The sequence below is a fragment of the Sphingomonas sp. Leaf208 genome (assembly GCF_001421415.1).
Taxonomy (GTDB): domain Bacteria; phylum Pseudomonadota; class Alphaproteobacteria; order Sphingomonadales; family Sphingomonadaceae; genus Sphingomonas.
This window is the reverse complement of sequence record NZ_LMKH01000001.1, coordinates 39,454-55,606: the sequence shown is the minus strand read 5'-3', so window position 1 is coordinate 55,606 and position 16,153 is coordinate 39,454. Positions and strand designations below refer to the sequence as shown.

The 16,153-nt window shown below is 65.8% G+C and carries 9 protein-coding genes; 7 read left to right on the top strand and 2 right to left on the bottom strand.

Annotated elements, in window-relative coordinates; translation table 11 throughout:
* Positions 1-313: 313 nt before the first annotated feature.
* Positions 314-1,846 carry an MFS transporter gene (locus tag ASE69_RS00185; protein WP_056481302.1) on the bottom strand — a complete coding sequence of 511 codons (1,533 nt, stop codon included), beginning with the start codon at positions 1,844-1,846 and terminating at the stop codon, positions 314-316.
* A gap of 136 nt (positions 1,847-1,982) precedes the next feature.
* Between ASE69_RS00185 and ASE69_RS00180 the strand changes: the two genes are divergently transcribed.
* Positions 1,983-2,663: a DUF6445 family protein gene (locus ASE69_RS00180; protein ID WP_156362074.1), complete on the top strand. Its 681-nt coding sequence runs from the start codon at positions 1,983-1,985 to the stop codon at positions 2,661-2,663.
* Positions 2,664-2,713: 50 nt separating this feature from the next.
* On the opposite strand, the gene ASE69_RS00175 is transcribed toward ASE69_RS00180, so the two are convergent.
* The gene (locus tag ASE69_RS00175) at positions 2,714-3,736 is read right to left on the bottom strand and encodes a substrate-binding domain-containing protein (RefSeq protein ID WP_200924082.1); all 1,023 of its coding nucleotides are present in this window, start codon (positions 3,734-3,736) and stop codon (positions 2,714-2,716) included.
* A 212-nt stretch (positions 3,737-3,948) separates the two neighbouring features.
* Here ASE69_RS00175 and ASE69_RS00170 point away from each other — a divergent pair, with 212 nt between their 5' ends.
* The 6 genes from ASE69_RS00170 to ASE69_RS00145 all read left to right on the top strand — a co-directional run bounded on the left by ASE69_RS00170 (position 3,949) and on the right by ASE69_RS00145 (position 15,964).
* Positions 3,949-6,900, top strand: a complete 2,952-nt coding sequence (locus ASE69_RS00170; protein WP_235517847.1) for a TonB-dependent receptor — start codon at positions 3,949-3,951, stop codon at positions 6,898-6,900.
* 83 nt (positions 6,901-6,983) lie between these two features.
* The gene (locus tag ASE69_RS00165) at positions 6,984-8,498 is read left to right on the top strand and encodes a tryptophan halogenase family protein (protein WP_056482828.1); all 1,515 of its coding nucleotides are present in this window, start codon (positions 6,984-6,986) and stop codon (positions 8,496-8,498) included.
* Positions 8,495-10,297, top strand: coding sequence for an alpha-amylase family glycosyl hydrolase (locus tag ASE69_RS00160; RefSeq protein ID WP_056481296.1), 1,803 nt, complete (start codon positions 8,495-8,497; stop codon positions 10,295-10,297). Before ASE69_RS00165 ends, ASE69_RS00160 begins: the two co-directional genes overlap by 4 nt.
* The gene (locus ASE69_RS00155) at positions 10,297-11,910 is read left to right on the top strand and encodes an alpha-amylase family glycosyl hydrolase (RefSeq protein ID WP_056481293.1); all 1,614 of its coding nucleotides are present in this window, start codon (positions 10,297-10,299) and stop codon (positions 11,908-11,910) included. Before ASE69_RS00160 ends, ASE69_RS00155 begins: the two co-directional genes overlap by 1 nt.
* A complete protein-coding gene (locus tag ASE69_RS00150; protein ID WP_056481290.1) occupies positions 11,910-13,439 on the top strand; it encodes a tryptophan halogenase family protein in 1,530 nt (509 codons plus the stop codon). Before ASE69_RS00155 ends, ASE69_RS00150 begins: the two co-directional genes overlap by 1 nt.
* A complete protein-coding gene (locus ASE69_RS00145; protein WP_082452742.1) occupies positions 13,436-15,964 on the top strand; it encodes a TIM-barrel domain-containing protein in 2,529 nt (842 codons plus the stop codon). Before ASE69_RS00150 ends, ASE69_RS00145 begins: the two co-directional genes overlap by 4 nt.
* The last annotated feature ends 189 nt before the right edge of the window (positions 15,965-16,153 follow it).

The following is a 16,153-nucleotide window of genomic DNA, read 5'->3' as shown; positions in this document are numbered from 1 at the left end:
CCCTCATTAAACGGGGGCAAACGTCCTTAGCCTTGCTCGAATGATACAGCTCGGACTGCGCGATTATATATTGTTACCTGCAGAAGGCGGCTATGCGACGATTGCGTGCCATCCGAGCCCTGAGTAATCAGCGGGGCGCTCTGAAGATCCAGGCCGTCACATACCGCATCGGGTCTTGAGAAATCGCCGCTTACGCAAGTCCGATCGAGGTTTCGTCCCCAAGGTTGGCAAGCGCATCAGACAGATCGCCGATGTCCAGCGACGCGCGCACCGAAGACGTCGCATACGTCGCCCCCATCGCGCGGCCCCATCTCTAGCCGTCCAGCTCCGGTTTACTGCTGCTCAAGCAGGCAAACTTGTCGGGAACCTCGGGGACGCGCAGCATCGCGAGGGCTGCGAGAATCATTACGATGGCGGCGAATGCCATCGTCCAGATCGGTTCGGTCGGGAAGAACGCCTTCAGCACCGACCCCATCAGCGTCGCAACCAGCAACTGCGGCAAGACGATGAAGATGTTGAACAATCCCATGTAGATGCCGAGCTTGGTTTGGGGCAGGCTGGAGGCGAGGATCGCGTAAGGCATGGCGAGGATCGACGCCCAGGCGATGCCGACGCCGACTTCGCTGACGATCAGCAGCGTTGGATCGCGCACCATCAGGAAGCTCGCAAATCCCGCGGCGCCGCACAGCAGGCAGGCGATATGCGTTTTGACCCGGCCGATCCGGCTGGCCAACCGCGGCAGTATCAGTAACGCGACCAGCGCGGCGACGGCGTTGTAGACTGCGAACAGCACGCCGACCCAATCGCTGCCCGCATTGTAGGCGGCGCTCGTCGCGTCGCTCGACCCGTACATATACTGCGCGACGACGGGCGTGGTGAAGATCCACATGATGAACAGCGCGGACCAGCTGAAGAACTGGACGAGCGCCAAGCGCTTCATGACGCTGGGCATCGCGGCGAAGTCGCCGACGATCTGGCTCAGCGCGTTGTCGCCATTGCCACCGCGCGCGAGGACGATGGCCGCGAGGCTGGCGTCGCCATAGGCTACGAGCAGGCCGCCGAGCAGGTACACTTCCTTCTGCAACGCCAGTTCGGGCACCGCGACGACGACCGCGATCCCGGCGGCGATCCAGGCGATGCTGGTCGCAAAGCTGCGACTGGCGAGCGCGCGGACCGGAGCGCTGTGCGCCTCGTCACGGTCAGATTCAGCGAACGATGCCATCTGTTCGGGGCTGTATTCGCGCGTGTTGCCGACCGTCCAGAGGACCGCGAGCAGCAGTGCCGCGCCGCCGAACCAGAAGCTGTAGCGCACGGTGTCGGGAACGCCCGCGAGCGCATCGCCCGACACGCCGAGATGCGCCAGCGCAAACGGAAAGATCGAGCCGACGACGGCGCCGGCGCCGATGAACGCGGTCTGGAGCGCATAGCCTGCGGTGTGCTGGTCTTTCCGCAGCATGTCGCCGACGAACGCGCGGAACGGCTCCATCGACACGTTGACGGAGGCGTCGAGCACCCAGAGCGTCAGCGCGGCGAGCCACAGCATCTTCGCCTCGGGCATCACGAACAGCGCGAGTGCTGCGAGGACGGCACCGGCGAAGAAATACGGACGACGGCGGCCGAAACGTGTCCAGGTGCGATCGCTGTAGTGGCCGATGATCGGCTGGACGAGCAGACCGGTCAGCGGTGCCGCGACCCATAGATAGGAGAGATCGTCGAGCGATCCGCCGAGCGTCTGGAAGATCCGGCTCATATTGGCGTTCTGCAACGCGAAGCCGATCTGGATGCCGAAAAAGCCGAAGCTGATGTTCCACAGGCCGGCAAAGCCCTGGACTGGTTTCTCGGTCAAAACGCGGCTCTCCTGATCGGTCGCCGCTTGTATGCGTGGCGATCTGACGGACCGGCTTGACCCCAAGCGACCGGCAAAACAACTATGCATACGAATACCTTGCCCCGCCGCGGCGCCGCGCGGCATGAAGGCCGGCATGACCCAATCGCCGAACACCACGCTTCACCTCCAGGGGGAGGAACAGCGCCCGCTGATCGCGATCGATGATTTCTGGCCCGATCCGGATGCGCTGCGCGAGGATGCGGCGAGCCTGCGGATGGCGCCGATCGGCCCGCATTATCCCGGTGTCCGCGCCGAAGTGCCACCGCGCCTCGCCGAGACGATGCGACGCCGGATCGCGCCAATGTTGGCGGAGCATTTCGGGCTCGATCCGGCGCCGGCGGTGTCCGAAGCCTATTATTCACTCGTCACCACGGCGCCTCGCGATCTCGCGCCGATCCAGCGATTGCCGCATTTCGATGGCATCGAGCGGGGGCGGATCGCGGTGCTGCTGTTCCTGGGGCACGGCGAACAGGGCGGCACCGCGTTCTACCGCCAGCGATCGACGGCGTTCGAGACCGTCGATGCGTCGCGGCTCGACCGGTTCAGGGCGGAACTGGAAGCGGGCGTGCAGGCGCACGGCATGCCCGAGGCGTCCTACATCGCGGGCGATACGGCGCTGTACGAACGCATCGCGGTCCAGACGGCGCGCTTCAACCGGGCGCTCGTCTATGAGGGGAATACGCTGCATTGTGCGTATCTGCCGCCTGAGGTGGCGCTGAGTTCGGAGCCGCTGGCCGGGCGGCTGACGCTCAATCTGTTCCTGTTCGACGACTGAGCGGCCGTCCTTACACGCGATCCTTTTTCGCTAGAGAGGATCGTATTGGGCTACGCCCCGCTGCTCGCGCGGATCACCAGGCGAGTCGGCAAGGGCGGGTCGTCGGAGACTTCGCCGCGCAGTTTCGCCAGCAGTGTTCGAACCAGCGCCTCCCCTGCCCGGCGCGCGTCCTGTGTCACGGTCGTCAGCGGCGGGTTGGTAAGTTGCGCCGAGGCGATATCGTCGAAGCCGACGATCGCGACGTCGTCCGGGATCGATCGCCCCGCCGCCGCCAGCGCGCGCATTGCGCCGATCGCGATGCTGTCGCTCGCCGCGAAAATTGCGTCATAGTCGGCGCCGCGTCGCGCGAGTTCGGCGATCGCGTCCTGTCCGGCGTCTTCGGTGGTGATTGCATCGACCTGCAATGCGGCGTCCGCCGTCAGCCCCGCAGCCGCCAACGCGTTGAGATATCCCCGATACCGGTCCTCCAGTTCGGGATACCGCCCGTCCGCGGCGCCCAGGAACGCGATCCGCCGTCGGCCGCGCGCAATCAGGTGCGCGGTGGCCGCCTCGCCGCCGCCGCGGTTGTCCGAGCCGACCGTGATCCCGGCGGGCCCGGTCCCGACCGCGCCCCAGCGCACCACCTTGGTACCCTGTTCGGTCAGGTGATCGAGACGCGCCCGGTAGGCTTCGTAATCGCCGTAGCCGAGCAGGATGATGCCGTCGGCCTTGCGGCTGTCCTGGTAATCGACGTGCCAGTCGCCAGACAATTGCTGGAACGAGATCAGCAGGTCGTAGCCGGCGCGGGCACAAGCGTGCGTGATCGAGCCCAGCATCGACAGGAAGAACGGGTTGATCGTCGACTCGTCTTCCGCCGGCTCCTCAAAGAACAGCAGCGCCAGCGTGTTCGCCGACTGACTGCGCAGCGACGAGGCGTGCTTGTCGACCGCGTAGTGCAGGCTGCGCGCGATCGCCTCGATCCGCTGGCGGGTCTGCGCGTTGACCGACTTCGATCCGCGCAGTGCGCGCGACACCGTCGGCTGCGACACGCCGGCGAGTTGCGCGATGTCGAACGATGTCGGACGGCGACCCACCGTCAGCGCCCTTGCCGGCGCCACTGTGGGCGGGCGTGGTCCTGAGGAGACACGGTTTGCATGAAACAGTGAATACGTATGCCCGTCCCTTTTGCAACGCCTCCACCCGAAATATAGCCGTGTTGCGACACCCGACGCGTCAGCACGACGTCGGGGATACCAAAACAAGCAATTGAGGATGCGCGGGATTATTCTCGCCTGAAGGGGATTTCATGAGCCAGTCTATTCCGTGCCGCCTGCGCGTCGCGTCCGGCATTTCCGCGCATAGCCGCCTCGCACTGCACGTCAGCGCGACCGCGCTCGCCGCTGCTCTGATGCTGCCGGGCCAGGCTGCGTTCGCGCAAGCGACGCCCGGTACCGCGAATGCCAATCCGACCGCACCAGCACAGATCGACGCGGTCCCGACCGTCGCCGCACCGACGCTACAGCCCGCCGATGCCGTGCCACCCGCACCGCAGGACGATGCCGCCGGCGGTGACGAGATCGTCGTCACCGGTATCCGCGCCGGCCTGGAATCCTCCGCCAAGATCAAGCGCCAGTCGGTCCTGATCGTCGACTCGATCTCGGCCGAAGACGTCGGCAAGCTGCCCGACGTGTCGATCGCGGACTCGCTCGCTCGCCTGCCCGGCGTGACCGCGCAGCGTCTCGAAGGTCGCGACCAACGCCTGTCGATCCGCGGCCTCGGCCCCGATTTCTCGACCACCCTGCTCAACGGCCGCGAACAGGTGACGACCGGCGACAACCGCGGCGTCGAGTTCGACCAGTATCCGTCGGAATTCTTCAAGACCGTCAACGTCTACAAGTCGGCGGACGCCTCGCTGATCGCCGCCGGCGTCGCCGGCACGGTCGACCTGCGCATGCTGCGTCCTCTCGACCAGGCACACCGGATCATCGCGGTCAGCGCACGGGCGCAGATGAACGGCATCGACAAGCTGAACCCGGATGGCGATCGCTACGGCTATCGCGCGTCGGCGACCTATGTCGACAAGTTCGCCAACGACACGCTCGGCATCGCGATCGGCGTGTCCGCAACGCAGACGCCGTCGCAGGACGAGCGCTACAACGCGTGGGGCTATAGCGGCGCCGGCACCGCGGCCAGCCCGTTCCTGCTCAACGGCGCCAAGCCCTATGTCCAGTCGAACGAGCTGAAGCGCTATGGTGGCGTCGCGACGATCGAGTGGCAGCCGTCCGACAGCTTCCATTCGACGTTCGACGCGCTGTATTCGCACTTCGAGGAAACGCAGATCCTGCGCGGCATCGAATTCCCGCTCGCAGGGCAGCTCGCGAGCGCCGGTACGGCCGGCGGAACGACCGCTACCGGCGTGACCGTCGCCGACGGCTTCGCGACCGGCGCGACGTTCGGCAACGTCTTCGCGGTGCAGCGCAACGACTATAACCAGCGCAAGGCGGACAATTTCTCGCTCGGCTGGAACAACGATCTCAAGCTGACCGAGTCGGTTCACCTGAACGTCGATGCGAGCTGGAGCCGTGCGAAGCGTACCGACTTCCTGCTCGAGACCAACACCGGTACCGGCTTCGCCAAGAGCGGCGCGGCGGACACCGTCACCGTCAGGCAGAACGGCAACGGTACCTACACCTTCTCGCCGACGCTGGATTACACCAACACCAACATCTTCAAGCTGACCGATCCGCAGGGTTGGGGCAACAACGGCACGCAGCAGGTCGTCCAATCGGGCTTCCTCAACCGGCCGAGCTTCAAGGACGATCTGAAGTCGCTCCGCGCCAGCCTCAACGGCGAGTTCTCGGACAGCGTCGTCAAGGGCTGGGAAGCCGGCGGCAACTACAGCCAGCGCAAGAAGACCAGCGCGTACACGTCCTATTTCCTCTGCCCGACCGGCGGCGGCACCAACTGTACCGTGGCGAGCGGTTCGCCGTTGAGCGGCAACGTTCCCAGCGAGGCGTTACTCGGCAAGAACGTGGCGCTCGATTATCTGGGCATCCCGCAGATGCTGACGCTCGATCCGCTATATCTCTACAATAATTCGCTTAACGCGGCGTTCGATGGCCGTCCGTCCGCGCTGGTGCGCGACAATGTCGTGCTCGAGAAGGTCTGGACCGGCTATGCCAAGGTCACGATCGACGGCCTGGTCGGCGACAAGCCGCTCAAGGGCTCGATCGGTGCGCAGGTGGTGCATTCGGACCAGAGCTCGACCGGCCAGATCGCCAGCGTCGTCGGCGGCGCGGTGACGATCGCACCGGTGACGCAGTCGCTGAAATACACCAACTTCCTGCCCTCGGCGACGATGTCGGTCGAACTGATCCCGCTGGGCTTCGTCAAGGTCGGCGCCTCGCAGACGATGGTCCGTCCGCGTCTCGACCAGGAGCGCGTGACGCAGGACGTCGCGATCAACCTGACCAACATCGGCCAGACGCCCGCCGGGCTGTTCCCGGTGTTCACGTCGACCGGTGGCAACGTCAATCTGAAGCCGTATCAGTCGACCAACATCGATCTGTCGTTCGAGAAATATTTCAACGGTGGCGGCTATGTCGCGCTGTCGGGGTATTTCAAGCACCTCACCGACTTCGTCGATCCGAACAACTCGCTGCCCTACGACTTCTCGGCGTTGCTGCCGGCACTGACTGCGGCGCAGCAGGCGCAGGTAATTGCCGCGGGCCAGACGATCGGCAACGTCTCGTCGCCAGCTAACACCGGTCGCGGCGAAGTGCTCGGCGTCGAGGGTACGGTGTCGCTGCCGTTCAAGGCGATCACGTCCGCGCTCGACGGCTTCGGCATCTTCGCGAGCGGCAACTACACGCAGTCGACGATCAAGTACGGCAGCAACCCGACCGACGCGATCACCCTGCCCGGCCTGTCCAAGTGGACCGGCAGCGGCACGATCTACTTCGAGAAATGGGGCTTCCAGGCGCGCGCGAACTATCGTTACCGCTCGAGCTTCCTCGCCGAAGTCGCCGGGTTGTCCGCGAACCCGACCTATCGCACCGCGCGATCGGAAGGGATCCTCGATGCGCAGATCGGGTACGAGTTCCAGAGCGGTCCGCTCGCGAACTTCGCGATCCTGGCGCAGGCGAAGAACCTGACCGACCGGCCGTTCGTGACCTACCAGAACGACGATCCGCGCCAGGTGATCGACTACCAGCGCTATGGTCGCGACTACTATGTGGGCATTACGTACAAGTTCTGAAGTCGATGGCGGGGCGGTTGACGCCGCCCCGCATTTGCCCCGCAGTGGCGGCACCTGACGGTTTCGAAGCGGGGACGCAGACGATGGCCAATCACCCTTTGCGTATCGTAATCGTCGGTGGCGGCACGGCCGGCTGGATGGCGGCGGCGACGTTCGCGCGGTTCCTGGAGACGGGATACGAGATCGACCTGATCGAGTCCGACGCGATCGGCACGGTCGGGGTCGGCGAGGCGACGATCCCGCAGATCCATCTGTTCAACGATGCGCTCGGTCTCGACGAGGACGCGTTCCTCCGTGCGACCGGCGGCACGTTCAAGCTCGGCATCGAGTTCGTCGACTGGTTCAAACCGGGCCATCGCTACATGCATGCGTTCGGCGATGTCGGTCGCGACGTCGGCCTGTTACCGTTTCACCAATATTGGCTGCGCGCGCGGTCGCTCGGGCTGGCCGGCGATCTCGGCGCCTATTCGCTCAACACGCATGCCGCGCTCGCCGAGCGAATGCAGCGGGGGCCGGCTCGTACCGCGCGGACGCTGCCGTCGATGCCGTACGCCTACCATTTCGATGCCGGACTCTATGCGCGGTACCTGCGACGCTACTCGGAAACACGCGGCGTCAACCGGATCGAGGGCAAGATCGTCCAGGTCACGCGCGACGGCGAAAGCGGCGACGTCTCCGGCCTCGTGCTGGAGAACGGCACCACCGTTGCCGCCGACCTGTATATCGACTGCACCGGGTTTCGCGGGCTGCTGATCGAGGAGGCGCTCGCCACCGGGTACGAGGACTGGACGCACTGGCTGCCGTGCGACCGCGCCATCGCGGTGCCGTCGGCGCGGAGCGAAAAGTTCACGCCGTATACTCGCTCGACCGCGCATGCCGCCGGCTGGCAGTGGCAGATCCCGTTGCAGCACAGGACTGGCAACGGCGTCGTCTTCTCCAGCGCGCACATGAGCGAGGACGAGGCGACCGCGACGCTGCTCGCCGGGCTCGACACGCCGGCGAAGGCCGATCCGCGGACGATCGCGTTCCGCACCGGCCGCCGCAAGCGGATGTGGAACCGCAACGTCGTCGCGCTCGGGCTCGCCGCGGGGTTCATGGAACCGCTCGAATCCACCAGCATCCACCTGATCCAGTCGGCGATCTCGCGATTGCTGAAGCTGTTGCCGGGCCGCGTCATCGCCGACGCCGATCGCACCGAGTTCAACCGCCAGAGCGACTTCGAATACGAACGCATCCGCGACTTCATCATCCTGCATTACAAGGCGACAGCGCGCGACGACACGCCGTTCTGGCGCCAGTGCCGCGACATGGCCGTCCCCGACACGCTCGCCGCGAAGATCGACCTGTGGCGCGGCAACGGGCACATCGTCCGCGAGCATGAGGAGCTGTTCACCGAAGTCGGCTGGCTTCAGGTGCTGGCGGGGCAAGGCATCATGCCGGCGGGTCACCACCCGCTGGCCGACGCGATATCGACGAGCGACCTGGGGGAATTCTTGGACACGATCGACAAGCTCAACGCGCGCGAGGCGGGCCAGATGCAGGACCACGCGGCGTTCGTCGCCCAGCATTGCGCGTCGCCAGTTGGGCTAGGCGCATGAGCATTGCCGCCGCCATCCTTCTCGCGCTGTCCGGCGCGGCCGCCGTACCACCCGCCGACTACCGCGCGCGCGCGCCGCAGGACGAGGTCATCTATTTCGTCCTGCCCGACCGGTTCGAGAATGCCGACCCGAGCAACGATCGCGGCGGGATCGCGGGCGATCGACTTAAGACCGGCTATGATCCGACCGCCAAGGGCTTCTATCACGGCGGCGACCTGAAGGGCCTGACCAAGCGGCTCGACTATATCCAGCATCTCGGCGCGACCGCGATCTGGCTCGGGCCGATCTTCAAGAACAAGGCGGTGCAGGGGTCGCTGGGCCACGAATCCGCGGGCTATCACGGATACTGGATCACCGACTTCACGCAGGTCGACCCGCATCTCGGCACCAACGCCGACATGACCGCCTTCGTCGACGCCGCCCACAAGCGCGGGATGAAGGTGTATATGGACATCATCATCAACCACACCGCGGACGTGATCCAGTACCGCGAATGCGCGGTCGGCATGCCCTGCCCGTACCGCGATCGCGCGACCTATCCGTACCAGCGCAAAGGCGGCGTCGGCGGCAAGGCGATCAATCCGGGGTTCGTCGGTGACGGCGTGCAGACTGCGGCGAACTTCGCCAGGCTGACCGACACGACCTATGCCTACACGCCGTACGTGCCGGCCGCCGAACGCACTGTGAAGGTGCCGGCGTGGCTCAACGACCCGATCTATTACCATAATCGCGGCGACACGACTTTCATGAACGAGAGCTCGACGATGGGCGATTTCTCGGGTCTCGACGACGTGATGACGGAGAACCCGCGCGTCGTGAGCGGGATGATCGACATCTTCGGTTCGTGGATCGACCGCTTCAAGGTCGACGGCTTCCGCATCGATACCGCACGCCACGTGAACCCCGAATTCTGGGCGCAGTTCGTGCCGGCGATGCTGACGCGGGCGCAGGCGAACGGCATCCCGAACTTCCACATCTTCGGCGAAGTCTCCGATCACGAGGTCCGCCCGGCGGTGCTCGCGCAGCACACGATCGTCGACAAGCTGCCCGCGGTGCTCGACTTCGCGTTCCGCCAGGCGGTGGTCGAGACGGTCGCAGGCACGCGCGGCACCGATGCGTTCGAGGCGCTGTTCGACGGCGACGTGCTGTATGCGAAGGGCGCCGACACCGCGGCGATCCTGCCGACCTTTACCGGCAACCACGACGACGGGCGGTTCGCGACGTTCGTACGGAAGGCGTTCCCGCAGGCATCCGACGACGAGGTCCTGAAGCGCGTCCTGCTGTCGAACGCGATGCTACTCACCTTGCGCGGCGTGCCGACGATCTATTCGGGCGACGAACAGGGCTTCGTCGGTGACGGCAACGACCAGGACGCGCGCGAGGATATGTTCGCGTCGAAGGTCGCGATCTACAACGACAACCGCCTGCTCGGCACGACCAAGACGACCGCGACCGAGAGCTTTGGCGAGACCAATCCGCTGTTTCGCGAGATCGCCGAGCTGGCGAAAATGCGCGTCACGCATCCCGCACTTACACGCGGCCGTACGCTGATCCGCAGCCGTAGCGAAACGCCGGGTCTGCTTGCGGTTTCGCGCTTCGATCCGACGACCGGTGCGGAAACCCTGCTCGCGTTCAACACCTCGGCCAAGCCGCTCACGCAGGCGGTGCAGGTCGAGGTCGGCTCCACGCGCTTCACTACGCTTGCCGGCACATGCGCAGCGCGCGCTGCCGCCCCCGGCAGCGTCACACTAACCCTGCCCGCGTTCGGCTATGCCGTCTGCGCCGCGGAGACTCGTTGATGCCCGTACGATTGCCTGAGTCCGCTGCCGACCTCCCATGGTGGAAAGGCGCGACGATCTACCAAATCTATCCCCGGAGTTTTGCGGATTCGAACGACGACGGGATCGGCGACCTGCCGGGTATCACCGCGCATCTCGATTATGTAGCCAGCCTCGGCGTCGACGCGGTGTGGCTGTCGCCGTTCTTCACCTCGCCGATGAAGGATTTCGGCTACGACGTGTCGGATTACCGCGATGTCGATCCGATCTTCGGCACGCTCGCCGATTTCGACGCGCTGATCGCGCGCGCGCATGCGCTGGGGCTCAAGATCATCATCGATCAGGTCTATTCGCACACCTCGGAGGAGCATGACTGGTTCCGCCAGAGCCGCGCCTCGCGCAGCGGCGACAAGGCGGACTGGTATGTCTGGGCGGATGCGAAGCCCGACGGCACGCCGCCATCGAACTGGCAGTCGGTGTTCGGCGGCCCCGCCTGGACTTGGGATGCCAGGCGCGGGCAATATTACATGCACAATTTCCTGAAGGACCAGCCGCAGCTCAACGGGCACAACCCCGCGGTTCAGGACGAGCTGATCGCGACGGCGCGGTTCTGGCTCGATCGCGGCGTCGACGGCTTCCGCCTCGATGCGATCAACTTCGCGATGCACGATCCGGCGCTGACCGACAATCCGCCCGCGCCCGCGACCAATCGCGCACGCACGCGGTCGTTCGATTTCCAGCAGAAGCTGCATAACCAGAGCCATCCGGACATCGTCGGGTTCATCGAGCGGATCCGTGCGTTGCTCGACGAATATGGCGCCGGGTTCACCGTCGCCGAAGTCGGCGGCGACGACAGCGACCGCGAGATGAAGCTGTTCACCGGCGGCAATGGCCGGCTCAACAGCGCGTACGGCTTCGACTTCCTGTACGCGGACCGGCTCACGCCCGAGCTGATCGTCGATGCGGTCGGCAACTGGCCCGATACGCCCGGCCTCGGCTGGCCGAGCTGGGCGTTCGAGAACCACGACGCGCCGCGCGCGGTGTCGCGCTGGACCACGCCCGACCAGCGCGAGGCGTTCGCGCGGATGAAGATCCTGCTGCTCGTCGCGCTGCGCGGTAACATCTTCCTGTACCAGGGCGAGGAGCTGGGCCTGACGCAGGTCGACATCGCGTTCGACGACCTGCTCGACCCGGAGGCGATCGCGAACTGGCCGCTCACCTTGTCCCGCGACGGCGCGCGTACGCCGATGCCGTGGATCGGCGCGGCGCCCGATCTGGGGTTCGGCAGCACCGAGCCGTGGCTCCCGTTTGGCGAGGATCACCGCGCGATCGCGGTCGACGCGCAGGAAGCGGACGCGACATCGCTGCTGCACTGGACGCGAGCGCTGATCGCCGCGCGGAAGGCGCATCCGGCGCTGCGGTTGGGTAGCTTGCGGATCGTCCACAGCGAAGACGCGGTGATCGCTTTCGAGCGTAAGTCCGAGAGCGAAACGCTGCTCTGCGTGTTCAATCTCGGCGATGACGCGCGTGGCTGGCCGACCGGCATCACGACCGACGGCGAGATGCTGTTTGCGACCGACAGCGCCGACACGACAACGCTGCCGCCGCTGTCCGGGCTGGTCCTGCGGCGGTGATGGACGGGCTCGGCCAGCACATCGTGATCCTCGGCGGCGGCACCGCCGGGTGGATGACCGCGTGCCTGATCGCGCATCGCTGGCGGGGTCGCGGCGTCCGCGTGACGTTGGTCGAAAGCCCGGAGATCGGCATCGTCGGCGTCGGCGAAGGGTCGACGCCGCAGCTGAAGCACTTCTTCGACACGCTCGGTATCGCCGAAGCCGAATGGATGCCGGCGTGCGATGCGACCTACAAGCTCGGGATCGGCTTCGAGGGCTGGTCCGACCGTGAAGGGTACGAGCGCTACTTCCACCCGTTCCCCACCGCGCTCGACGGCCACACCGCGCCGCAGTTCTTTTACAACGCGCGGGCACGCCGCACCGGACGTAATGTCGACGCGCACCCCGACCAATTCCTGCTCCCTGCCCGCCTCGCTGCTCAGAACCGCGCGCCGCAGCCCGCCGCAAACTTCCCGTTCGAGGTCAGCTACGGCTATCATTTCGACGCGTACAAGGTCGGTGCGTTCCTCGCCACGCATGCGACCGAGACGCAGGGCGTCGTCCATCTCCAGCGCCGGATCGCCAGCGTCGAGCGTGCCTCGACCGGCGAAATCACCGCACTGATCGATACCGATGGCGAGCGTATCGCCGGCGACTTCTTCATCGACGCTAGCGGATTTCGCAGCACGATCTTCAGTGCGCTGGACGTGCCGTTCGTCAGCTACGCCGACGTACTGTTCAACGACCGCGCGGTGGTGATGCCGACCGCGCATACCCCCGGCGCGCCGATCCCCAGCCAGACGCGCGCGACCGCGATGTCGGCGGGCTGGGCGTGGCACATCCCGCTGACCAGCCGAAACGGCAACGGCTATGTCTACTCAAGCCGCCACCTGACCGAAGCACAGGCGGAAGCGGAACTGCGCGCACATATCGGCGTCGACACCGGAGAAGCGCGCCACCTCACGATGCGCGTTGGCCGGGTTCGCGATAGCTGGTCGCACAACGCACTCGCCGTTGGGCTGGCCCAAGGCTTCCTCGAACCGCTCGAGGCAACCGCGCTGCATCTCGTCATCGCCACTGTCGAAGCGTTCCTCGACGGGATTGACGGGGGCGGCGCGACCGACGCGGTCCGCACCGCATTCAACACGCGCATCGCCGCGCGCTACGACGGCGTCCGCGATTATATCGTCGCGCACTACCGGCTGAACCAGCACCACGATGACCCGACCGGCTATTGGGCGGAAGCGCTCCGCGTGGACGCCCTGTCCGACGACCTCAAGATGCTGATGTCGACCTGGTTCACCGGCGCGGACATGGTCGCGGCGATCGATCGCGCCGGGCTCGGCCGCTATTATTCGGCGATCAGCTGGCACTGCCTGTTCGCAGGCTATGGCACCTTTCCCGACACCGCGCGGCTGATCCCGCCCGGCACCGACATCGATCCCATCAACCTGCCGAAGATCGACGATTTCCTGACCCGTTGCGCATCGAATTTCGGGTCGCACGCCTCTCGCCTCCGCGCCGCTGCGGACCACAAGGATCACGTATGAAACGCATCGCCCTCCTGCTCACCGCCACTGCCGCCATCTGCAGCGCACCCGTCCAGGCCCAGACGACCACGCTCGCCGCCCCCACGCTCACCTCGCGCAATGATGGCGTCGAGGTTCGTGCGGGGGCGACGACCATGCGGATCACCGCGATGACCGATGGCCTCGTCCGCGTGCGCGTCGCCAAGAACGGCGCGTTCGCCGAGGATGCGAGCTGGGCGGTGACGGCGGCGACCCGCAAGCAGACCGCCAAAGTGAGCGCAGCCCCCGACGGTTTCACCACCGCCAGCGTCCGCGTCCGCGTCGGTGCCGGCGGCGCGATCACCTTCGAGACGCTCGACGGCAAAATCATCTCTGCCGATGCCGCCCCCGTCACGACCGACGGCAAGGCGTTCACGATCTCGAAGACGCTGCCGATCGCCGAGCATTTCTACGGTCTTGGTGACAAAACGCAGGGGCTCGACCGCCGCGGCCACGGCTTCGTCGACTGGAACACCGACGCGTTCGGGTTCAGCAGCGCGGACGATCCGATCTACAAGTCGATCCCCTTCTTCATCGGCACCGGCGGTGCGGGCGGCAGCTACGGCATCCTGCTCGACAACACGTTCCGCACCTGGTTCGACTTCGGCCACCGCGATGCCGAGACGCTCTCGTTCGGCGGCCCAGACGGCCCGATCGACTATTACTTCATTGCCGGCCCATCGGTGGCCGAAGTCACGCGCCGCTATGCCGACCTGACCGGCCACGCCCCGCTGGCCCCGAAATGGGCGCTCGGCTACCAGCAGTCGCGCTACAGCTATGGCAGCGCCGACGAAGTTCGCCAGATCGCCGCGCGCCTGCGCAGCGACCGGGTGCCGACCGACGTCATCTGGCTCGACATCGGCTATCAGGATCGCAACCGGCCGTTCACCACCGACGCCAAGACCTTCCCCGACCTCCCCAAGCTCGCCACCGAGATGAAGGCCGACGGGATCAAGCTGGTCGCGATCACCGATCTCCACATCGCCGCGGTCGAGCAGGGCTATGCGCCGTATCAGAGCGGGATGAAGGCCGGCGCGTTCATCAAGAATGCCGATGGCACCCCCTATGTCGCGCCGGTCTGGCCCGGCCCGTCGGTGTTCCCGGACTTCACGAAGACCGCCGCCCGGACCTGGTGGGGCACGCAATATAAGGTCTTCCTCGACGCCGGGATCGCAGGATTCTGGAACGACATGAACGAGCCGGCGATCTTCGAAACGCCGACCAAGACGATGCCGCTCGACACCCGCCACCGCATCGACAGCGACGATTTCGCCGCCCGCATCACCGATCACCGCGAGGCGCACAACGTCTACGGCATGCAGAATACGCGCGCCACGTTCGACGGGCTACTCAAGCTCCGCCCCGACGAGCGCCCGTTCGTGATGACCCGCGCGAGCTATGCCGGCGGGCAGCGTTATGCGGTCACCTGGACCGGGGACAACAGCGCGACTTGGGATCACCTGAAGTTGTCGGTGCAGCAGATCATCAACCTCGGCCTGTCGGGCTTCGGCTACAGCGCCGCCGACGTCAGCGGCTTTGCGGGCGGCCCGAGCCCGGATCTGCTCACCCGCTGGACCGAGATCGGTGCGTTCACGCCGGTGTTCCGCAACCATTCGGCGACCGGCACGCCGCGCGTCGAGCCATGGGTCGACGGCCCCGACCACCTTGCGATCCGCCGCCGGTTCATCGAGGAACGCTATCGCCTGATGCCGTATTTCTACGCGCTGGCGGACCAGAATGCGCGGTTCGGCGATCCGATCATGCGCCCGGTGTTCTACGATTACCCCGCCGCCGCGACCGCGTCGTGCGACCAGTCGATGGCGTTCACGCTCGGCAAATCGCTGCTGATCGCGCCGCCGCCCAAGCCGGAATCACCGCAGACCTACGACGTCTGCCTACCCGCTGGTGGTTGGTATGATTACTGGACCGGCCAGCACGTCGGCACGCCCGAATCCGCCGCCGCCGGCCCGATCCAGTCTGCGACTCAGGCGGTGCCGACCGCACGGACGCTCGGCGACCGCGTGACCGAGACGCCGCGCCTCGATCGCCTGCCCGTGTTCGTCCGCGCCGGCACGATCCTGCCGCGCCAGCCGCTGGTCCAGAGCACGAGCGAAACCCCGAACGGCCCGCTACGGCTCGACGTCTATCCCGGCGCGGATTGCATGGGTACGCTCTACGAGGACGACGGCCGCACCCTGGCGTACACCCGCCGCGGCTATTTCCGCCAGACGGTACGCTGCACGATCACGCCGACCGGCCTGTCGATCGACTTCGCCAAGCCCGAGGGCGGTTTCAAGCCATGGTGGAAGAGCATTGCGATCACGGTCCACGGTTGGGACGGCGCCGGCACTGCCAGGATAAAGGGTAAGCAGGCCAACGTCGTTCAAGACTCGGCAGCCGGAACGTCGACCTTGGTCATTCCGCCAATGAATATTGCCGGCGCGGTACACTTGGACGGACGGCAAGTAGCGATTGGACAAGCGCCGAAAACCATTTCGCTGCGGTAGTTTCGATTTGCAGTTGCTCTGCCTAGCCGGCTTGTCGAAGTAATCTGGGTCATAGGTTTTGACGTCCCACATATGTATAAGCCGGTCACACATTCATTTCCGTGATAAGATGACCTTACAGAAGCCACCCTTCCCTCAGCGATGTCCTCAAAGGGCTTTTGGCTGACTTCCAAGGCGTTCATCGTCGTC